16 protein-coding genes are annotated in these 21,658 nt (G+C 67.2%); 13 read left to right on the forward strand and 3 right to left on the reverse strand.

Annotation, left to right across the window (positions count from 1 at the left end; translation table 11 throughout):
- Positions 1-74: 74 nt before the first annotated feature.
- On the reverse strand, positions 75-1,364 hold the full coding sequence (locus tag AC07UK_RS07565; protein ID WP_494685569.1) for an MFS transporter: 1,290 nt from the start codon (positions 1,362-1,364) through the stop codon (positions 75-77).
- 174 nt (positions 1,365-1,538) lie between these two features.
- Between AC07UK_RS07565 and AC07UK_RS07570 the strand changes: the two genes are divergently transcribed.
- Positions 1,539-2,471, forward strand: coding sequence for a LysR substrate-binding domain-containing protein (locus tag AC07UK_RS07570; RefSeq protein WP_494685570.1), 933 nt, complete (start codon positions 1,539-1,541; stop codon positions 2,469-2,471).
- On the opposite strand, the gene AC07UK_RS07575 is transcribed toward AC07UK_RS07570, so the two are convergent.
- Both AC07UK_RS07575 and oxlT read right to left on the reverse strand, forming a co-directional pair.
- The gene (locus AC07UK_RS07575; protein WP_436223248.1) at positions 2,440-2,733 is read right to left on the reverse strand and encodes a DUF2917 domain-containing protein; all 294 of its coding nucleotides are present in this window, start codon (positions 2,731-2,733) and stop codon (positions 2,440-2,442) included. The genes AC07UK_RS07570 and AC07UK_RS07575 overlap by 32 nt on opposite strands.
- 198 nt (positions 2,734-2,931) lie before the next feature.
- Complete coding sequence (gene oxlT / locus AC07UK_RS07580; protein ID WP_436223247.1) at positions 2,932-4,251, reverse strand: oxalate/formate MFS antiporter; 1,320 nt, start codon at positions 4,249-4,251, stop codon at positions 2,932-2,934.
- Positions 4,252-5,330: 1,079 nt separating this feature from the next.
- Between oxlT and AC07UK_RS07585 the strand changes: the two genes are divergently transcribed.
- The 12 genes from AC07UK_RS07585 (at position 5,331) to AC07UK_RS07640 (ending at position 21,645) form a co-directional block, all read left to right on the forward strand.
- Complete coding sequence (locus AC07UK_RS07585; RefSeq protein WP_013953133.1) at positions 5,331-6,854, forward strand: Fic family protein; 1,524 nt, start codon at positions 5,331-5,333, stop codon at positions 6,852-6,854.
- Between the two features lie 270 nt (positions 6,855-7,124).
- Positions 7,125-7,826, forward strand: a complete 702-nt coding sequence (locus AC07UK_RS07590; RefSeq protein ID WP_114130769.1) for a cytochrome c biogenesis CcdA family protein — start codon at positions 7,125-7,127, stop codon at positions 7,824-7,826.
- A gap of 3 nt (positions 7,827-7,829) precedes the next feature.
- Positions 7,830-8,348, forward strand: coding sequence for a thioredoxin family protein (locus AC07UK_RS07595; protein WP_153953525.1), 519 nt, complete (start codon positions 7,830-7,832; stop codon positions 8,346-8,348).
- A gap of 253 nt (positions 8,349-8,601) precedes the next feature.
- Positions 8,602-10,896: a TonB-dependent receptor gene (locus AC07UK_RS07600; RefSeq protein WP_494685571.1), complete on the forward strand. Its 2,295-nt coding sequence runs from the start codon at positions 8,602-8,604 to the stop codon at positions 10,894-10,896.
- A gap of 142 nt (positions 10,897-11,038) precedes the next feature.
- The gene (gene sbnA / locus AC07UK_RS07605) at positions 11,039-12,061 is read left to right on the forward strand and encodes a 2,3-diaminopropionate biosynthesis protein SbnA (RefSeq protein ID WP_494685572.1); all 1,023 of its coding nucleotides are present in this window, start codon (positions 11,039-11,041) and stop codon (positions 12,059-12,061) included.
- Positions 12,058-13,086, forward strand: coding sequence for a 2,3-diaminopropionate biosynthesis protein SbnB (sbnB, locus tag AC07UK_RS07610; RefSeq protein ID WP_494685573.1), 1,029 nt, complete (start codon positions 12,058-12,060; stop codon positions 13,084-13,086). Before sbnA ends, sbnB begins: the two co-directional genes overlap by 4 nt.
- 296 nt (positions 13,087-13,382) lie before the next feature.
- Positions 13,383-14,867, forward strand: a complete 1,485-nt coding sequence (locus AC07UK_RS07615) for an IucA/IucC family protein (protein ID WP_494685638.1) — start codon at positions 13,383-13,385, stop codon at positions 14,865-14,867.
- The gene (locus AC07UK_RS07620) at positions 14,864-16,066 is read left to right on the forward strand and encodes an MFS transporter (protein ID WP_494685574.1); all 1,203 of its coding nucleotides are present in this window, start codon (positions 14,864-14,866) and stop codon (positions 16,064-16,066) included. Before AC07UK_RS07615 ends, AC07UK_RS07620 begins: the two co-directional genes overlap by 4 nt.
- A 4-nt stretch (positions 16,067-16,070) precedes the next feature.
- Entirely contained in the window at positions 16,071-17,882 is a 1,812-nt protein-coding gene (locus tag AC07UK_RS07625; RefSeq protein WP_494685575.1) for an IucA/IucC family protein, read from the forward strand.
- A gap of 7 nt (positions 17,883-17,889) precedes the next feature.
- On the forward strand, positions 17,890-19,659 hold the full coding sequence (locus tag AC07UK_RS07630; protein ID WP_494685576.1) for an IucA/IucC family protein: 1,770 nt from the start codon (positions 17,890-17,892) through the stop codon (positions 19,657-19,659).
- The gene (locus AC07UK_RS07635; protein ID WP_436223238.1) at positions 19,656-20,432 is read left to right on the forward strand and encodes an HpcH/HpaI aldolase family protein; all 777 of its coding nucleotides are present in this window, start codon (positions 19,656-19,658) and stop codon (positions 20,430-20,432) included. Before AC07UK_RS07630 ends, AC07UK_RS07635 begins: the two co-directional genes overlap by 4 nt.
- Positions 20,433-20,454: 22 nt before the next feature.
- Positions 20,455-21,645 carry a type III PLP-dependent enzyme gene (locus tag AC07UK_RS07640; RefSeq protein ID WP_436223237.1) on the forward strand — a complete coding sequence of 397 codons (1,191 nt, stop codon included), beginning with the start codon at positions 20,455-20,457 and terminating at the stop codon, positions 21,643-21,645.
- Positions 21,646-21,658 lie beyond the last annotated feature (13 nt).

The following is a 21,658-nucleotide window of genomic DNA, read 5'->3' on the forward strand; positions in this document are numbered from 1 at the left end:
CAGTGCCACCATGCACAGGCCCGCCAGGCCGAGTACCGACAGCCATATGCCGAGCGCCGGTCCGCGGCGCAGACTCATGACCGCACCGGCGCGAGGCCGGTCCTGACAATCTGCCGGTCGTCGATCGGGAAGTGCAAGGCCGCGGCCAGTACGCCCAGCGCCATGGCGCTGAACCAGACCGGGTCGTACGAGCGCGTCAGTTCGAACGCGAGCCCGCCCAGCCATACGCCGAGGAACGAGCCCAGCTGGTGGCCGAAGAACACGAAGCCGAACAGCGTGGCGAGATAGCGCACGCCGAACACCTGTGCGAGGATCCCGTTGGTCAGCGGCACGGTGCCGAGCCACAGGAAGCCCATCGCCGCGCAGAACAAGTACAACGTGGGCGTGCTCAGCGGCAGTAGCAGGAACAGCGCCATCGCCGCGGTACGCACGAGGTAGATGCCGGCGAGCAGGTATTTCTTGCTGTAGCGCCCGCCCAGCAGGCCGAACACGTAGATGCCGGCCACATTGGCGAGCGCGATGATGGCGAGCGCGGCCATGCCGTCGGCCGGACGCATGCCACGGTCCAGCAGATAGGCGGGCAAGTGGCTGGCGATGAAGGCGAGCTGGAAGCCGCAGGCAAGAAAGCCGAGGTTCAGGAGCCAGAAGCCGGAATGACCGAATGCCTCGCGCACCGCGCCGAGCAGCGACGGCTGGCCGCGGGCCGCGTTGGTCTCGTCCGCGGCCGGCGCCGGCGCGGCGGCAATCCGGTCCTGGATCGGCAGCGCAAGCGGCAGCAGCACGGCCAGTGCCAGGGCGAGCATCAGCAGCGTGGTCGCCCATCCCGATGCGATCAGCAGCCCCTGCGCGGCCGGCACCAGTGCGAACTGCGCGATGCCGCCGACGGCGCCGGCCAGGCCCAGTGCGCGGCTGCGCTGCGCGGTGTCAGCCATTCTGCTCAGCGCGCCATACACTACGCCGAAGGTCGTGCCGGACAGCGCAATGCCGATGCAGACGCCTGCCGACCAGACGAAGGCCGGTGACGTCTCGGCCTGTGTCATCCCGTAAAGTCCGGCGGCATATAACGCCAGTCCGCCGGCCATCACCTTCCACGAGCCGTACCTGTCGGCCAGCATGCCAGTGAAGGGCTGCACCAGCCCCCAGACCAGGTTCTGCACCGCCATCGCGAAGCCGAAGATCTCGCGGGTCCAGCCGCGCTCGGCGATGATGGGCAGCAAGAACAAACCCTGCACATGGCGCACGCCCAACGCCAGCCCCATCAGCAGGCCGCCCGCCAGCACGAGCACCCACAACTCCCGCCACCATGGCGTGGCGGACTGCGGCGTGGCAATGGCGGCGCAAGTGTGCGGCAGGCGAGAAGTCATGACGGCCCCTTGTCGGACAATGGCGCCGGCAGGCGCGCGATGGCTCTATTGCAGCCGCCCCGGCGCTGTGCTTCAAGCGATCATTTGGTCGTCTTGCCATGCGCGCCGCGCATGGCAAGAGGGCCGGGGATCGTGCTGTAATGGCGTATCGCGAATCTGCCAGGAGGCCACCGCATGTCCGTCCCGCTTGTCCGGCTGTTTCCGCTCGACCTGCTCAAGGGCTTCGTCGCCGTCGGCCGACGCATGAGCATTACGCAGGCAGCGGACGACCTATGCCTGACGCAGTCGGCGGTAAGCCGGCAGATCCACGCGCTGGAGGAGCAGCTGAAGGTACCGCTGTTCGTGCGCAAGCATCGCGGCGTGGCCTTCACCGCCGAGGGCGAACGGCTGTTTCGCAGCGCCGACAGCGCACTGCAGCAGCTGCAGGACGTGGTAGCCGAAGTGCGCCGCAACGAGGGCCAGCGCGCCGTCACGGTCACCGCCAGCATCGGCGTGACCGGCTTGTGGCTGCTGCCGCGGCTGGGGAACCTGCAGAAGACGCACCCGCATTTGGATGTGCGCCTGTCCGCCAGCAACCGTATCAGCGACTTGCGTGCCGAGGGCATCGACCTCGCCGTGCGCTATTGCCGCGACGCCGCGGCGCCGCCCGATGCTGTGCGCCTGTTCGGCGAAAACATCGCCCCGGTTGCCCATCCATCGCTGGTGGCCGGGGTCGCCCGGCACGACGAGGCGCTGCTTCAGTTGCCGCTGCTGGAATTCGACGATCCCCGTCCGTGGCTGCAATGGCGCAGCTGGCTCGAGCCGCGCGGCTACCGCCAGGCGAGCCAGCACGGCGTGCTTCGCTTCAATCAGTACGACCAGGTCATCCACGCGGCGCTGGCGGGACAGGGCGTCGCACTGGGCCGGATCGAGCTGGTGCGGCCCCTGATCGATGGCGGCCAGCTGGTGATCGTGCCGACGGCGCTACAAGCGCCGCCGAGCCCCAACGCATACTGGCTGGTCCATGCCTCCGCCGATCCGCGCGAGGACGTCAGGTGCGTAGCCGAGTGGATTTGCCAGGAAGCCGCACACACCGTCAGGACACGTGCGAGCCCCGTAGCCACCTGAGCCAGGGGAAGCCCGCACGGCGCGGGGGTGGCGGCGCCTCGATCCCGCACAACACGGGGCCGGCGCCGTGCAGCGCCCCCAGAAACACGTCGGCGTCACCATGCAGCTGATAGCGCTCGCCGGGTGCGAGCAGGACGTCCGGGGACGGCCTGTCCCGTGTTTCGAACGTCAGCCACAGGCTGCCGCAGCGGCAGACCAGTTCCGCGCCGGCCCGCAGTCGCAGGCGCAGGCATTCCGCTTCAAGGCAAAGGGTGTATGGCATGAAAGGCTCCGGTGAGCCATTTCATTGTGGGAGCCGGCGTCGCGGCTTGCCATGAGCATTGCGTCGGCCAGCCATGCGTTATCCGATCGCATACGGCCCGGCAAAGCCACCGGGATTGCCGAGTCCCTGGTAAACGAAAAGGCGGGCTTCCGAAGATGCCCGCCCGTCTTGCCGCGAAACGCCCTGCGTACCTGTCTGTCAGGCTGGCACTTGCGTCCCCGCCGCCGCCGTCTCCTTCGAGAAAAGACTCCTGGAGGTGGCAACGTGGCTGGCCAGCACCGGCCGCAAGACCATGATCGCCAGGAAGGCCGCGGTCAGGTCCATGGCCGCAACCGTGTAGAGCACCGTCGACCAGGTGCCGCTCGCCTCCATCATCAGGTTGCCGACCGGCACGAACAGTGCGCCGATGCCCTTGGCCGTATAGAGCACGCCGTAGATCTTGCCGATGTGCTTGGTCCCGAAGGCATCGCCGGCAAGTGCCGAGAACAGCGAGTAGACCTCGCCCCAGGCCAGGAACACCACTCCCGACAGGATCAGGAACGCGTACGGGTTGCTGCCGAAGTAGCCGAGCGCGATGATGCCAAGGCCTTCCAGGGTGAAGGCAATGACCATGGTCTTCTCACGGCCGATGTTGTCCGAGATCCAGCCGAACAACGGACGCGAGATGCCGTTCATGATCCGGTCGAGCATCAGCGCGAGCGGCAGTGCGGCCATCACGAAGAAGTGCAGGTCGACCTTGAACTCCTTCACGCCCAGGTCCTTGGCGATGACGCCAAGCTGGGCCACGGCCATCATGCCGCCGGTGACGACCAGGATGAACATCACAAACATCAGCCAGAACAGCCTGGTGGACATCGCTTCCTTGAGCGTGTAGTCGCGCGTGGCCTGGACCAGCTTCTGCGATGCCCTCACCTCGCTACCCTTTGGTGCGCGCAGGAACCACGCCGCGACAAAGGCGAGCCCGCCCTGCAGCAGGCCGAAGAACAGGAAGGTGTGCTGGAAGCCCTGCGACTCGATCATGGCCGCGATGGGCAGGATCGTCGCCGCGGAGCCGGCGCCGTAACCGCCCGCGGTCAGGCCCACCGCAAGGCCACGGCGGTCAGGGAACCACTTGAGCGCGTTATTGATGCAGGTGGCGTAGATCGAGCCCACGCCAAGGCCGCCAACGGCTGCGCCGACGTAGAAGCCCATCAGGGTAGTGGCCTGGGAGTTGATGCACCACGCCGCGCCGATGAAGACCGCGCCGAAGGCAACCATCATGCGCGGGCCGAACTTGTCGATGAAATAGCCTTCGATCGGCGCCAGCCAGGTCTGCACCAGGACGAAAACGGTGAAGGCGATCTGGATGCTGGCGCGCGACCAGCCATAGGTACCCTGGATCTCAGGGACGAACAAGGTCCAGGCGTACTGGATATTGGCGGTGGCGATCATGCAGACCACACCGACAATCAATTGCAGCCAGCGTGTGCCTTCCGGGACCTGGCGATTAGCGCCCAGCGCTGCCGATGGATTACTCATTTGCGCGCTCCTTGAATCATTTGACCATTCAATTGCGGGGGTGCGGGCGGGTATGCGGACGCGCTGCGCCTCAGCATAAGGGTGGCTGCTGGCATTTCATGTCTCCTGTGTCATTGGCATTTATTTGCCTCTTATTCCGACCCCGACCTGAGGTCTCCGCCCTCACCTCTCTCAAGTTCGGAGTGGCGATGGGATACACAGTATGTGATATATCAAGCAAGTCAAGAGAAAGGGATGGCAGGGTTTTCACTGAATTTATGATGGGGAAGGATCGGCACCGGATATTCACGCTGAATATGCATCATCGCCCCCGGAGAAAGGCGTCGCCAGGCGCCACCCGATGACCATGAAACCCTTTGCTGGAGCGGCTTCCAGGCGAATCGCCGCCGATAGATGAGCGTTCGTTTTGAATGAATGAGGAAAAGAACTTAAATTTAATCATTACGAATTTGTAATGCCCGGAAGTCCACCCACCGGTCAGTCGGCATGATTACAAAAATGTCATGATTACAGAAATGTCATGATTTTGACTGCGTCGAATGATGAGCGAAATAAATCAGATCGATTAATACCGTACAAACAGTATCCTCGCGTCCCCAAAAAAAATGCCCGCAGGCAAGCCTGGCGGGCGTAGGCATGATGCGTGACATCAGCCGCAGCATGTAGATGCAGTTATAGGCGATTATTCGAGCCAGATAAACAAATAAAAATGCTTATTGCCGGGTAGCGGCCAGAAACCCTCGAAAACCCTGACGGATTCACCGAAAAACCCTGAACGCCATTTTGGCCGATTCAGAAGATGGCATTTTTGTCATGATCGGTTTTGATTTTCAGGCGACCAGAGGCACCGCTACCCGGATCGGAAGGCAAGCCCTGTAGACAAGATCATCCAGGCTACCCCCGAGAGTAGACGAAACGGTAAGTCCTGTAGAACTCCTGGGAAGCCCGGCGACCAGGTTGCCCGTCCATCGCTATAGATAGAATGGAAAGCATTTGGCCATCAAGTAGATGTTTTGGTAAATTCTGTAGAAACTCTGGTAAGCTCCAGGCAAACCCGCACCCAAGGATTGCGACTTCATATGTCTCATGCGCCACTAGGCTACGATGCGCTTATCCGCAAGTTCGGCTTGCGCGTCCCGCCGCTGCGCTCGACGTCTGCCCTCGCAGACAAGACCGGGGTCCTCAGCACGCACACCGGACCGGACGGCACCACGCGCACCGTGTACCCAAGGAACCGCTACCGCGGCGCCGACACGACCGTGGACCACCTGACGTTCGCGCTGAAGAAGGAGCACCTGGACCTGACCGTGCTGGCGGCGCTGTTCGAGCATGCGCAAGCGGTGCAGGCTGTACGCGAGTGGCTGGCGGCCACCCCGACCTCCCGTTATGCGAGGCTGAGCGCGTTCTATGCCAAATGGCTGGCCGGGGCGCAATTCGACTACAAGCTGCCGGCCGGGGCGCCCAGGGTACTGGCGCTGGACGAGACCCACTACCTGACCGGCCCGGCAACGCCGGACCTGCAGTTCGGCATCCAGAACAACCACCTTGGCCCGGCCGCGTTTTGCCCCCTGGTGCGCCGCACCGAGAAGCTGGCGCAGTACATTGCCGCCGACCTCCCCGGCCGCGTGGCCGCGGCCATCAAGCGGCTCGAGCCAGAGTTGCTGGCGCGCGCGGTGGACTACCTCTACCTCGCGGAAACTCGATCGACCTACTCCATCGAGCACGAGATCCCCGATAACCAGCGGGTCGCCAAGTTCAGGCGACTGCTGGAGTACGCCGGCAATCCCGCCCCGCTTACCGAAGAGCAGCTGTGCGAGTGGCAGAACGAAATCATCTCGGGGCTGCGCGCTGAATTCTCCTACCGCGACAAGCAGAACTGGCTGTCCCGCGGCGGGCGCATGCGCAACATCGCGGACTATATTCCCCCGCCGCCCGAGCAGCTTGGCGCGATGATGGACGGGATTGCCGCGGTGGCGGGCCTGGTCGCTGCACAGGCGGCAAACCCGATCGTGGCGGCGGCGTGCGTATCGTTTGGCTTTGTCTTCGCCCACCCGTTCTACGACGGCAACGGCCGGCTCCATCGATTCCTCATCCACCATTTGCTGCGCCAGGCCGGTGTCACGCCCGATGGCGTAGTGCTGCCGGTGTCGGCGCGGATGCTCAAGCAGATCGATACCTATGCCGCCCTGCTGAAGTCCTATTCCGCCCCGCGGACGGCCCTGCTCAACTACGCGCTGGATTCGGACAGCGACACGATCCTGATCAAGTCGCCACAGCCCGGCTGGCTTTACGCATCCTTTGATGCGACAGCGCTGTGCGAATTCGTCTTCGAATGCATCGAGCAGTGCGTCGAGCAAGACCTTGCGCAGGAGATCCAGTACCTGCGCGCTTACGATGCCAGCGTCACACGCCTGGAAAGCTGGCTCGACCTGCGCCAGTCACGGCTGTCGAACCTGATCGACCTGATCGTCCAGAACCACGGCGAGCTGTCCAGGCGCAAGCGCAAGCTGTTCGAAGACATCACGGACGACGAGCTCGCCCGCATTGAAGCCGTCGTGCGCGACGAATTCACGGAATACCTCGAGCTCCACGGCAGCCGCTGAAGCGGCGGCACCGCGTTGGCACGGCCCGGTGCGGTCACCGTGCGGCGGGTGCGGCGCCACTATGTATCGCTCTGTATCCCGGGCCGCTGCAGACATGAAAGATTGCACGGATGCCCGGAAGCGGAAACAGCCGGGATACGTGCGGACGGTGGAATGCGTCTATCGCCAACACCGGGAGTTCTCCGCCATGTCCATCGTCGCCATCCATCCGCCGCCCCGCCCCTGCCATCGTGCCTGCTACGGCACCGCGCACGCCAACGGGGGCCGCCCATGATCGACGCCTTCCTTGCCTTTGCCGCAGGCGTGCTGACCATTGCCTCGCCCTGTGTGCTGCCGGTGCTGCCCATGCTGCTCGCCGGCTCGGTGGGCGAATCCGGCCGGCTGCGCCCGCTGGCGATCGCGCTTGGCTTCGTCAGCGCCTTTTCCGCGCTGGGCATCGTCTTCGGCGCGCTGTCCAGCGCCTTCAGCGAAGCCCCGGGCGTGGTGCGCAACGCTGCCATCCTGTTCCTGTTGGGCGCCGGCCTGGCGCGGCTGTGGCCGGCGGGCTTCGAGCGCCTGGCGGCCCCGTTCGCCGGTGTGGTCGACCGCCTGGCGGGCGCCGGCGGCCGGACCGGCACCGGCGTGGCCGGCGGCTTTGTGCTGGGCATGACGCTGGGCGCGGTATGGACCCCGTGCGCCGGGCCGGTGCTGGCGTCGATCCTCGCGCTGGTGGCCAAGGCGCAAGACCTGCATCGCGCCGCCGGGCTGCTGGCGCTGTTCGCGGCTGGCGCGGCCATCCCGATGCTGGGCATTGCCTATGGCGGCCAGTTCGCCACCACTCACGTGCGCCGCCTGGCCCGTCACACGCACCGGCTGCAGCAAGGCTTCGGTGTGCTGGTGGTGGCGACCGCCATCGCCATGTACTTCCAGTACGACACGCTTGCCGTCGCCTGGCTGACCTCCCTTTTTCCTGCCTCCCAACCTGGAGCCTGAACCATGCACCGCTTCCTTCGTACCCTGCTGGCCACCACCGCCATCGTTGCCGCGCAGTATGCAGCCGCCGCCCCTGCCGACTATGGCAAGGCGCCTGAATTCACCGGCATCGACAAGTGGCTCAACGCTGAACCGCTGACCGTTGCCGGGCTGCGCGGCAAGGTCGTGCTGGTCGATTTCTGGACCTACAGCTGCATCAACTGCATCAACACGCTGCCCCATGTGCGGCAGTGGTACGACAAATACCGCGACAAGGGCCTGGTTGTGGTCGGCGTCCACACCCCGGAGTTCCCCTTCGAGAAGTCCACCGCCAACGTGCAGGCAGCGCTCAAGCGCTTCGATATCCGCTACCCGGTCGCGCAGGACAACGCCTATGCCACCTGGAACGCCTGGCGCAACCAGTACTGGCCGGCGCTCTACCTGGTCGATGCCAACGGCACCGTGGTCTACAAGCACTTTGGCGAAGGGAATTACGCCGAGACCGAAGCGGCCATCCAGAAGGCGCTGGCCGGGCGCAAGTAAGGCTGGCATACCGCTTCCACTGAGCGCGGATGGCGAACGAGCCTGCTGCGCCCTGGGCCGTGCTCTCGGGCACGGCCCAGCCCTTGGAACCTGTCTCGGGTTCCAACACCCATCCGAGCCGGTTTCCCGGCACCCCCGAAAGAAAATTCAGATTCCTCCACAATTAGTTGTTAATGCGAATCATTACTATTACAATTCACGGAGTTCTATTACAGCACATTTCGCACATCATTACGTTGGCCTGACCATCACCATGCAAACCGCAACACGCTCAGTCACCCTGGCGGTGCCGGCCGGCCGCTGCCGGGTACGTCCGCTCGCGCTTCTTGTGGCCGCCATCGGCGCGGGCACTCCGCTGCTGTCCGAGGCGCAGGCAGTGGCCGCCGCGTCCGCCGTCGCGCAAACCGGCACATCCGGTGCGGGCACAAAGCAGGACAGCCCGCCTGCCAAGGCCGACGGTGGCGAGCTGAATGCGGTGGAGGTCAGGGTCGACCGGATCAAGAGCGACCTCGTCAGCCCGACGCGCCAGGTAACGGTGCTGGAACGCGAGGAAATCGAGGAACTGAAGGTGGGTTCCAACAATCTCGCGACCATGCTGAGCAAGCTGATCCCGGGCATGGCGGACTCCAGCCGCACGGTCACGGACTTCGGCCAGACACTGCGCGGCCGCGGCACGCTGATCCTGGTGGATGGCATTCCGCTCAACACCAACCGGGATTCGGCGCGCAACCTCGCCACCATCGATCCCAGCAACATCGAGAAGATCGAGGTCATGCGCGGCAGCAGCGCAATCTACGGCGCCGGCGCCAACGGCGGCATCATCGCGATCACCACGCGGCCTGCGGGCGGCCCGCCCAGCGCGGATACCACCGTGACGCTGGGCACCCCGCTGACGCGGCTGAGCAAGGAGGGGCTCAGCGCCAATGTCCAGCAGCACTTCTCCGGCAGCCAGGGGCCGATCGACTACGCGTTCCACCTGGGCGCGCAGCATATCGGCAGCCCCTATGACGCCCACGGACACCGCATCGCGCCGGAGCCGAGCCAGGGCGACCTGTTCGATTCCAACGTTTACAACGTGAGCGGCAAGCTGGGCTGGCGCATCGACAGCCAGCAGCGCATCGAACTGAGCGTGAGCCAGTACCAGGCCAAGCAGAACACCGACTACGCCTCCGATCCCTCGGTGGCCAAGCTGCCGCCTGGCACCGCGGCCGCGCGCGCGATCAAGGGGCTGCAGCTTGAAAACCAGAACGAGCTGCGCAACACCGTGGTCAACCTGGGCTACCAGAACCTGGACCTGCTCGGCAGCACGGTGTCCACCCAGATCTACTACCGCGACTACTTCACCCGCTTCCCGCCGTTCGATGCGCGCGCGGTGGCCACGCGTGGCGGCAACGTGGACCAGGTCAGCCAGAACAGCGACGTGTTTGGCGGGCGCCTGACCATCAGCACCCCGCTGGGCGCGGACAAGAAGACCAAGCTGCTGTGGGGCGCGGACTACAACCAGGAGCGCAGCGACATGCCGCTCGATGTGTTCGATCCGCGCGCCTACGACCAGAGCGGCGGCCTGGTCTTCAACAAGACCGGTTCGCTGACCTACATGCCGCCGCTGACCACCCGCAGCGGCGGCGTCTTCGGGCAGCTGCAGCACAAGTTCAACGAGCAGTGGTCGATGGAGGGCGGCGTGCGCTACGAGCGCGCCAACGCCAGCTTCGACGACTTCGTGCCGCTGTCGCAATCGAAGGTCAGCAACCCGGTCGCGGTCAAGGGCGGCACGGTCAACTACGGCGCCTGGCTGTTCAATATCGGCGGTGCGTACGCGCCGGTGAAGAACCAGGAGTTCTATGCCTCGTTCGGCCAGGGCTTCCAGTTGCCCGATATCGGCCTGCAGATCCGCAATGCGCGCCCGGGCTTCGATATCAATTCGTCGAGTCTTGAGCCGGTCAAGACCAACAACTATGAAATCGGCTGGCGCGGCGCGTTCGGCAATACGATGGCGAGCCTGGCGCTGTTCTACACCACCTCGCAACTGGGCGACGTGCAGAGCTTCAACAACGGCCTGATCCTGACCCGCACCAAGGAGCACATCGCGGGCGTGGAAGCCTCTGCCGACTACCTGAGCGACAGCGAGACCTGGGGCGCCGGCGGCACGTTTACCTGGATCAACGGCCGCGAGCAGCCGCAAGGCAGCAGCAGCTTCCAGAACATGACCGGCTACCGCATACCGCCGCTGAAGCTGACCGCCTACGTCCAGTACCGGCCGATCAGTACGTGGAGCAACCGCCTGCAGGTGACCTACTACGGCGGCCGCGACTACCGGCTCAACGACCAGAACAGCTTCGGGCGGCGCGAGGTCAGCAGCTACACCACCGTCGACCTGATCAGCCGCTACCAGGTCAGCAAGAAGGACACGATCACGGTGGGGATCGAGAACCTGTTCAACCGCTACTACTACCCGTTGTACAGCCAGCTGATGCGCAACAGCAACAACACCAGCCGCCTGCCGGCTGCGGGCATCACGCTGACCGCGATGTACCAGCATCGCTGGTAAAGCAGCCGCCGGACGGCGATGGCCTTGTCGGGACCATCGTCGTCCGGCATTTTTTTAAACTCAGATGTAAATAATTCTCATTTACAAAACGATAAAAATTGCCCAGGCACGGTGCCGGGCAACATCGAATGAGGGGTAAGCCATGGTTTGCAACAGCATCATCGAGAGTATCGGCGGGACACCCGTGGTCCATCTGCGCCGCCTGTTCGGCGACACCGGGGCCGAGGTCTTTGCCAAGCTGGAGCTATTCAATCCCGCCGGCAGCGTCAAGGACCGCCCTGCCCGCTACATCATCGAAAAAGGCCTCGCCGAAGGCACCATCGGCGCCAACGCCCACATCGTCGAAAGCTCGTCGGGCAACCTGGCGATCGCACTGGCCATGGTATGCCGGCTGAAGGGACTGCGCTTCACCGCCGTGGTCGACCCGAAGATCTCGCAGACCAACCTGACGATCCTGCGCTGCTATGGCGCGGGGATCGAAATGGTGACCGAGAAGGACAGCCAGGGCGGCTACCTGGAAACGCGTATCGCGCGGGTGCGGCAGATGCTGCGCGACCTGCCGGATGCGATCTGGATCAACCAGTACGGCAATCCGCGCAACTGGGAAAGCCATTACCACGGCGAAGGCGAGGAAATCCTGCGCCAGCTCGACCGGGCGGTCGACATGCTGGTGCTCGGCGTGAGCACCTCGGGCACGGTGCATGGCATCGCGCGCCGGCTGCGCGAGGCGTGGCCCGCGCTGAAGGTGGTGGGCGTGGACGCCGCCGGCTCGGTGCTGTTCGGGCATCCGCCGGCCAGCCGCGAGTTGCCCGGCATCGGCGCGAGCCGCGTGCCGGAGCTGCTGTGCCGCGAAGAAATCGACCAGGTCATCCATGTGGACGACCACGCGGCGGCCCTCGGCTGCCGGCGCCTGCTGGCGCAGGAAGGCATCTTTGCCGGCGGGTCGTCCGGCGCGGTGGTGGCCGCGATCGGACGCCTGCTGCAGGACCTGCCGCGCAGCGCACGCCCGCCCCGCATCCTCACCCTGTTTCCTGACCGCGGCGAACGCTATCTCGACACCGTCTACGACGACGCGTGGCTGGAACGCGTCGCCGCCATCCATCGCGCGCGCACGGCTTCGGCTGCCGCGCAATCGTCCATCCCTGCACACGGAGTGACCGCATGAACGCCCCCATCCAGACCCCCGCTGCCGAGCTGCGCTACCTCAGCCGCGCCGACCTGATCGCCCTTGGCGCCGACCATTCCGACGCCTTTGTTCAGGCTATTGCCGAAGGGCTGGCGCTGCATGCGCGCGGCGAATGCGTGCAGCCGCTCAAGCCCTACCTGCGCTGGACCGGCGCCGACCATATTGCCGACCGCATCATTGCTATGCCCTGCTACGTCGGCGGCGACAATCCGGTCGCCGGCATCAAGTGGATCGGCAGCCGCCAGCACAACCCGCTGCGCCATGGTCTGGAACGCGCCAGCGCCGTGATCGTGCTCAACGACGCCCAGACCAACTACCCGGTCGCCATCATGGAAGGCGGCCTGATCAGCGGCATGCGCACCGCGGCTATTACCGCGGTGGCGACGCGCCACCTGGCGCGCGCGGGCTTTACCGAGGTGGCCTGCATCGGCTGCGGCCCGATCGCGCGCATGCAGCTGCAGACGCTGCTGGAGCAGTTCCCCGGCATCCGCTGCATCCACCTGTTCGACCTGTCGCGCGACGCCATGCAGGCGATGCGCAGCCAGCTGGGCGCGCGCTTCCCGGCGGTTGGCTGGGAGCTGTCGGCCAGCGCCGAGGCGGCGGTGCGTGCCGCCGACGTGACCGTGACCTGCACGGTTGCGGATGCGCCCTACCTGGAGCATGCCTGGCTCAAGCCCGGCGCCTTTGTCGCCAACGTCTCGATCATGGACGTGCACAAGGACGTCTATGAGAAGGTCGACAAGGTCGTGGTGGACGACTGGGACCAGTCCAACCGCGAGAAGAAGATCATCAACCAGCTGGTGCTGGAAGGCCGCTTCAGCCGCGAGCAGCTGCATGCCGAGCTGGGCGAGATCGTGATCGGCGCGAAGCCGGGGCGCGAGCGCGACGACGAGATCATCCTGCTTAACCCGATGGGCATGGCGTTGGACGATATGGTGTGCGCGCGCCATTTCTACCAGCTTGCGCTGCAGCGCGGCGTCGGCGTGTGCCTGCCCCTGCTATGACGGTGCTGCCACACGACCCCGTACGCGAGCGGATGCTGGCGCAGGACCTGCTTGACGCATTGTGGCAGGAGAACCTGTACGGCATGCGCGAGCACTGCCGGCTGGTAGCCGCCGATGACACGCCACTGGCCGCGCTCGCCGTCGACCTGGGTGCGGCCGGCACGCTGCTTTGGCTTGGCCGCCGCCTTGACGGCCCCAGGCCGTTGCAGCTTGGCGCCGGCGATGACAGGCCGCCCGTCGTCCTGCAACGCGACGGCAGCGCCATGGCGCTCGGCGCCGCCGCGGCGCTGGAAGCCTTGCAGTCGGCGGACTGGTGGCCGGGCCACAGTGAGCGCCTGCAGGCGCTGTTCGCGCTGGCCGAGGCGCAGGCCGCGCATACGCTCGCGCACGAGCCGGCCATCCTGGATCGGCTCGCGGCGGCGCCGCGCTCGCTGCTGTCGTGGGAGGCGGTTTGCTGCCTGCGCGACCGCCCCTTCCATCCGCTCGCCCGCGCCAAGGCCTGGGGCGACGCGCCCGGGCCGCACGCTAGCTTCGACGCGGAATCCGGGCAGCCCGTATGGCTGCACTGGATTGCCGTGCCGGTGCACCGGCTCCGGACTGGTTCGGCCATGGAAGCATCCGCGCAACCGCTGGCCCGCTCGCTGCTGCAGCCCGACGAGCTCAACCGCCTGGCGGCACGCGCGGAAGCCGCCGGCGCGCAGCGCGGCTACCTGTGGATGCCGGTGCACCCGTGGCAATGGCAGCAGCAGGCCCACGCCGGCGCCAGCGGGCAAGCGCCATGCATCGACCTCGGCAGCGGCATCGGCGCGGCCTACCCGACCGCCTCACTGCGCTCGCTCGTCATGCATGGGCGGCCCGGGCTCCACCTCAAGCTGTCGCTGGGCGTGCAGGCGCTGGGGGCCAGGCGCACCCTGCCCGCGCGCTACCTGCACAACGGTGCGCTCGCGCAGCAATGCCTGGCGCAGTTGCGGGCGCGCGATCCATGGCTCGGCCAGCACCTGCTGCTTTGCGACGAGCGCGACTGGTGGGCACTGCGCCAGCACGACTCGCTGATCGCTGAGCCGGGCGAGCTCGCCTGCGTGCTCAGGCGCTACCCCGGCGACGTGGCGGCTGGCACGTGGCTGTTGCCCATGGCGGCGTGCGCGGCGCTGACCGCCAGCAACGACCTGCCGGCGCTGCGCCGGCTGTCCTGCACCGATGCCGACGAGGCCTGGGCGGCATTCCGGTGCATCGCCGCGCTGCTGCTCGAAACCGGCCTGCGCTGCTTCGTCAACGGCGTCATGCCCGAGCTGCACGGACAGAACGTCGTGCTGGTGGTTGGCGACGAAGGGCCGCGGGCACTGCTGCTGCGCGATCACGACACGCTGCGCATCTGCCCGTCCCTGCTCGCCGAGGCCGGCGTGGACGTGCCGCCGTACGTCGTGGACACCTCCACGCCGAATACGCTGATGCTCGATGCGCCCGCGCAACTGCTCGCGTACTTCCAGACGCTGGCGATCGAGGTCAACCTGTACGCCATCGCCGCCGCGATCGCCGTGGCCTTCGACAGCGACGAGCGCACGGGCTGGCGCATCCTGCGCGAGGAGATCGCCCGATTGCTGCCCGCCGGTACCGGCAACCGGAGCGCGGAGATCGCGCGGGCCGCGCTGCTGGATGCGCCGGAATGGCCGTTCAAGCAATTGCTTGCGCCGCTGCTGGCGCGCGACACCGCCAGTACCGGCATGCCCAGCGCGCTCGGCAGCCTGCGCAACCCGCTGCGCGAGAGCGGAGTCCCGTCATGACGCCGGCGCCGCAAGCCGGCCCGTCGCGCGACATCGCCCTGCTGCTGGCCGGCCAGGCGGTGGTGACGACGGGCCTGATGACGCTGGTGCCGATCATGCCGCTCTACCTGCGCGACCTCGCCGGCCCCGCTGCCGCGCACTGGAGCAGCCTGGCGCTGGCCGCGCCCGGCGTCGGCGCGCTGCTGCTGGCGCCGTTCGCCGGCAACTGGTGCGAACGATGGGGCTATCGCCGGCCCTTGCTGCTGTCGTTGTCGGCCTTCACCGCCAGCCTGCTGCTGATGGGGCTGTCCACGCACGTGGCCGGCTTCATGGCCGGCCGCCTGCTGCAGGGCGCGAGCGCCGTCGGCGTCTTGCTGACCATCTGCATCGGCCGCGTCAGCACGCCTGGCATGCGCGGCTGCGCCTTCGGCATGCAGGAGTCGGCCGTGGCCACCGGCGCCTTGCTGGGGCCGGTGCTCGGCGGCGTGCTGCAGGACTGGTGGACGGTGCGGCCGATGCTGCTTGCAGTGGCCGCGGCCAATGCCGTGCTGACACTGCTGCTCGCATGGCGGCTGCGCGAGCCGGCGCCACAGGCGTTGCCAGGCGCCGGCTCGCCGCGCGGATTCGCCGCCATGCTGGCGGACGCGTCGCTGCGCCGCTGGTTGCTGGCCGGCTGCCTGACGCAGGCCGGCGCGTTCGCGCTGGTGAACGTGTTCGCGCTCTACCTGCAGCAGCGCTACCCGCACGATGCCCTGCTCGGCAGCAAGACGGGCTTCCTGCACGCGCTGGGCTGGCTTGCCGCGATGCTCGCCAGCCCGCTGTGGGGCGCGCTCAGCGACCGCGGCACGACCGTGCGCGCGTTCATGCTGGCCGCCGGCGGCTGCGCCGTCGCGCTGGCGTTGCTGCCGCTTGCCGATGCGCTCTGGCAGATCGGCGCGCTCCGGGTCGTGCAGGGCGCGCTGTTCGCCGCGCTCGCGCAATCCATGCTGTCCTATTGCTGCGCCCGCCTGCCCGCGAGTTTGCACGGCAGCGCCACCGGCATCGCCAAGAGCGCCATGACCGCCGGGCAACTGGTCGGGCCGCTGGCGGTGATGGCATGGCTGCCGCGCTCCGACCCGGCGGGCACGTTATGGCTGATCGCCGCCATGTTCGCGCTGGCCGCCGCACTCGTCGTCCCTGATCGCTCATCGTTGTTTGCCACCGTCCCTGATGCGAGGTAACTGCATGCTTTCCACTCTCCTGCCATCGACCGCCGTGGCGCCGCAAGGGCGCCTGCGCGCCCATCGCCCGGACCGGGATGCCGCCGCGCCCGACGCCGTCGAGCGCCGCCTGATCGAGCAATTCTTCAACACCTACTGCCGCGAGACCGGCATCGTCGATCCCCGCCTTGACGCGCACCTTCCGGCCCCGGTGCCGGCTGCGCTGAGAAGTACCCTTGCGCGCTGGCGTGCCGAGGGGCTGGTACCGGCGGTGCTGGCACTGCCGGATCGCGACGGCCGCCACCGCTGGTTGGCTGCCGCGCTCTCCTACGTATCCCCGATCGGCTACCACCGGCTCGCGGATGCGGTGCTGTCCGACGGCAGCGCCTTCGCCCCGCTGCGCCGCGCCGAGAATCTGGCCGATGCAATCACCGAGGCACTCGCGCATGCCTATCCACAGAGCGCCGCCACCGACTGGCCGGCGCGCTTTGCCGCGCTGATGAAGAACGGCGTCCAGAAGGTGCGCCTGTACCACCGCGAAGCGCCCGCACGGCATGCCCCCTCGCGCTTTATCGCTGCCGAGCAGGGGCTGCGCTTCGGGCATATCTTCCACGCCACGTCGAAGGCGTCGGAAGGGTTCAGCCACGATGCGCTGCAACGCTATGCGCCGGAGCTCGGCGCCGCCTTCCAGCTGCACTATTTCGCCGTCGCCAGCGACCAGTTGGAGAGCGGCGCCATCGACGGCCGGCCGCTGCCGATCGACCCCGCCGCGATGGAGGCCGCCGCGGACCTGCTCAAGGAAGGCGACTACCGCCTGCTGCCCTGCCATCCCTGGCAAGCCACGCAGCTGCTCGCGCACAGCGAGATCCAGCCACTGCTGGCCAGCCGCGCGATGATTTCCCTGGGGCCGCTGGGAGAGCTGGCCTGGCCGACCTCGTCGGTGCGCACGGTGTGGCTGCCGCAGCAGCAACGCTTCCTCAAGCTGGCGCTCGATATCCGCATCACCAACTTTGTCCGCAACAATCCGCCCGAGCACGTGCGGCGCGCGCTGGATGCCAGCCGCGCCATCGCCATGCTGCCCGAGGCGGCGCGTTCGTCCGCACACTTCACGGTGCTGGCCGAAACCGGCTACGCCGTGCTGGCGCTGCCCGACAACGCGCTGCGCGCGAGCACCGCGGTGATCTTCCGGCAAGGCATGACCGGCCCGCATGGCGACGCCGCGCAAGTGCTCGCCACGGTGCTGGAGGAGCCCGCGCATGGCGCCGGCATCCTGGACGGCCTGCTGCGTGAAGCGCTGGGCCATCAACCCGGCGCGGCGGATATCCGCCGCTGGTGGGCGCGCTATCTCGATGTCACTCTGCTGCCGCTGGCGCGCCTGTTCGCCGAGCACGGCGTCAGCCTGGAGGCACACCTGCAGAACAGCATGGTCGCGTTCGCGGGCGGCTGGCCGGTGCACGGCTATGTCCGCGACATGGAAGGCGCCAGCATCAGCCGCGCCCGCTTCGCCTGGGCGGCGCAGTTCGATGCCGACAGTCCCGCCCTGTACACCGAGCAAGCCGCGCTGCATCGCTTTGCCTATTACGTGCTGGTCAACCATATCGGCCACTTCATCGCCTGCCTGGCGCGCACGGGCGGCTGCGACGAAGCCGCGCTGTGGCAGGACACCGCCGCCGCGCTCGACGCAGGCGGCCCATCGCTGCGCCAGCTGCTGGCGTCGTTGCAGGCGCTGCCCACCCTTCCCGCCAAGGCCAACATGCTGAGCTGCTTCGGCCGTCATGGCGAAACGCCTGCGTGGGCAGGCGTCCCGAACTTCCTCGTATCCGCACCGCAAGCCTGAGCCCCCGATGAACACGACCGATTACCAACGACTGATCCAGAGCCCGCAATACCGGCAAGCCGCTCGCCGCGTGCTGCGCCAGCTGCTGGAAGCCCTGTTGTTCGAAGACTGCCTGCGCGACGTGATTGTCACCGACGCTGGCGTCGAGCTGCCCGGCGTGACGGCAGCCGGCCAACCCGTCAGCTATCGCTGCACCGCGCAGCGCACCGCCAGCTTTGGCCGCATCCGCATCCGTGGGCCGGTGCTCCGTTGCGAAGGCGAGAGCCAGGCTGAAGCCGACGACGTCGCGCAGCTGCTGTCCGAGCTTGCCGGCCAGCTCGATGCCGACCCGGTGCGCCTGCAGCAGTTCGGGCTGGAGCTGCTGTCCACGCAGGTCAAGGACGCGCAGTCCCACCATGCCAACGGGCACGCCGGACAACCGTTGCGCGATTCCGGCTACGATGCCATCGAAGCACGGCTGACGGGTGCCCATCCTTACCACCCGGGATATAAATCGCGCATGGGTTTCACGCTGGCGGACAATGGACGCTACGCGCCGGAATGCGCCGCGCCCCTGCAGCCCGTGCTGCTGGCAGCGCGCCGCTCGCATTGCCGCTGGAATCTCGGCAATGCCGAGGCATCGCCCGAGAGCCTGCTGCCACCGCTGGCGCGCGCCGCATTGGAGGCCGCGTTGCGCGAGCATGGCGCCAATCCCGCCGACTACCTGCCGCTGCCCGTCCACCCGTGGCAATGGGACGAAGTCATCGCGCCGGGCTACCACGGCGCGTTCGCGCGCGGCGAGCTGATCGCCGTCGGCGAGATGCCGGGCCGCTACCTGCCCCAGCAGTCGATCCGCACCCTCGCCAATGTCGATCAGGCCGATGCGTTGTCGCTGAAGCTGGCCATGAATCTCGTCAACACCTCCACTTCACGCGTGCTGGCGCCGCACACGGTATGCAATGCCGCCGTGTTGAGTGACTGGCTGGCGAGCCTGGTGGCGCGCACCGAATGGACCGAGCCGATGGCCGCGCCGGTGTTGCTGCGCGAAGTCGCCGGCGTCAGCCATGTGCCCGCCGCGCCGGTGCAGGGCCAGTACGGCGCGCTTTCCTGCATCTGGCGCGAAAGCATCCACCGCTATCTGGCGCCCGGCGAGGCCGCCATTCCCATGACCGCGCTTACCCATATCGATGTCGACGGCCTGCCGCTGATCGAGCCGTGGATCCGCCGTCATGGCGTGCGCGTCTGGCTGCAGCGGCTGGTGGAGCGCGCCTGGCTGCCGGTACTGCACCTGCTTTGGGAGCACGGCACCGCGCTCGAGTCGCACGCGCAGAACATGCTGCTGCTGCACATCGACGGCCTGCCGCAGCGCGTGGCGCTCAAGGACTTTCACGACGGCGTGCGCTTCTCGCGCCAGTGGCTGTCCGGCGCCGCGCCGCAACTCACGCCGCCGCCGGCCGAGCATGCGCGCGTCAACCCGAACTCGTTTATTGAAACGGACGATGCCGATGAACTGCGGGACTTCACCTGCGACGCGCTGTTCTTCGTCAACCTGGCCGAACTGGCCCCGCTGCTTGCCGGCCACTACCAGCTCGAGGAAACAGAGTTCTGGACCATCGTGGCAGGCGTGATCCGCAGCTACCAGCGCGCACACCCGCGCCTGGCTGAAAGCTTCCTGCGCTTCGACTGCTTCGCGCCCACCCTGTCGATCGAACTGCTGGCCAGCCGCCGCTTCATGCCCGAAATCCGGCTGCGCACGCGGCAGGCGCCCAATCCGCTGGCGCTGGCGGAGGCGGCATGAGATCGCTGAAGTCGCGTTTGTCGGATCCGGACGCCGGTCCGGTGCACGGCCTGTTCTGCTCGACGCCTGCGGCGCTGACCGTCGAACTGATCGCTGCCGCCGGCTATGACTTCGTGGTGATCGACCTGGAACACACGCTGATCGATGGCGCGCAGCTTGGCTCCATGCTGCTGGCGGCGCGCGCCAGCGGCATCGCGCCACTGGTGCGCGTGGCGGCCCCGCACCAGGTGGCGCCGGCGCTGGACGCCGGCGCCCAGGGCATCGTCTTCCCGCGCATCAGTGCTGTAGCGCAGGCAAGGCAGGCGGCCAGGCTCTGCCACTACGCACAGCATCAGCCCATGCCCGGCGAGCGGGGGCTGAACGCCACCTGGCATAGCGCGTTCGGCCGCGACGATCTTGCCGCGGCCACTGCCGCAGCGGGCGCCGATACGCTGGTCGTGGCGATGATCGAAGACGGCGCCGCGCTCGATGCGCTCGATGACATCGCCGCTGTACCCGGGATCGATGTGCTGCTCGAAGGCGCCGCGGATCTCTCGCAATCAGTGGGCGTGCCATGGCAGACGCGTCATCCGCTGGTGCGAGACGCCGTGGCGCGCATTGCCGATGCGGCGCGCGCGCATGGCAAGCATTTCTGCGCGCTGCCCCGCACCCCGGAAGATGCCGCGCTCTGGCGCCGGCAAGGCACGCGCATGCTGCTGCTCGGCGACGACCGCGGCATCGCGCGCCGGGCCATGGCCGCGCACCTGCAATCCCATTCCCAGTCATCAACATAAAGCCGCCCCTTCGCGCCACCACATGAACCCGCAAATCATCACCCGTTACCTGGATGAACTGGATCCCCGCAAGGGGCCTGCGTGCGCCTATCTCTATGACCTGGCCCACCTGCGCACGCGCGCGGCTGGCCTCGCTGCCGCCTTGCCCGACGACTGCGATCTCTACTACGCAATCAAGGCCAACAGCGATGCGCCAGTGCTGCGCGCGCTGCTGGGCGCAACGGCAGGCTTCGAAGTCGCGTCGCTGGGTGAAATCGAACGCGTGCGCGCCGTCGACGCCGAGGTGCCGGTCGTATTCGGGGGCCCGGGCAAGACCGATGCCGAGCTGGAGGGCGCGCTGCGCCTCGGCGTCAGGCTGATCCACATCGAAAGCGAGCTGCAACTGCGCCGGCTGGACCGCATCGCGCAACGCATGGGCCGCCGCGCCGACGTGCTGCTGCGCGTGAATCCGGCCTACGGCCTGCCCGGCGCCACGCTGCAGATGGGCGGGCGCCCGACGCAGTTCGGCATCGACCAGGCGGACCTCCCCGCCGTAATCGCGCTGGCACGCGATCTGCCCGGCGTGCGCCTGGTTGGGCTGCACCTGCACGCTGGCTCCAACAGCCTGGACGCCGGCCAGCATCTCGAACTGATTGCACGCCATATCGCGCTGGCGCAGCAATGCCGCGATGAACACGGACTGGTGCTGGAATGGCTGAACGTCGGCGGCGGCATCGGCATCGACTACGCCGATCCCGATCGCACCTTTGACTGGCCGCGCTTCTGCGCCGGGCTGGCGCAACTGCTGCAGCAGCGGCGGCCCGGCTGCCGCATCGTGCTGGAATGCGGCCGTTTCATCAGCGCCGACTGCGGCTGCTACGTGGCTGAAGTCATCGACCTCAAGCACAATCACGGCAAGCACTTCGCCATCGTACGCGGCGGTACGCACCATTTCCGGCTGCCGGTGTCGTGGCAGCACAATCATCCGTTTTTCGTCGCGCCGAACGACGCGTGGCCTTACCCGTTTGCGCGCCCGGAGCTGACTGACGCAAGGCTCACGATCTGCGGCGAGCTTTGCACGCCGAAGGACGTCTTCGCGCAGGAGGTAACGGTGCCGCGCGTGCGCGTGGGCGACCGCATCGTCTTTATGCTGGCCGGGGCTTACGGCTGGCATATCTCGCACCACGACTTCCTCAGCCATCCGCATCCGGACAGGGTGTTTTTCGGCGAGTAGCCTGCCGCGGACC

The sequence above is a fragment of the Cupriavidus sp. GW821-FHT07C08 genome (assembly GCF_059419025.1).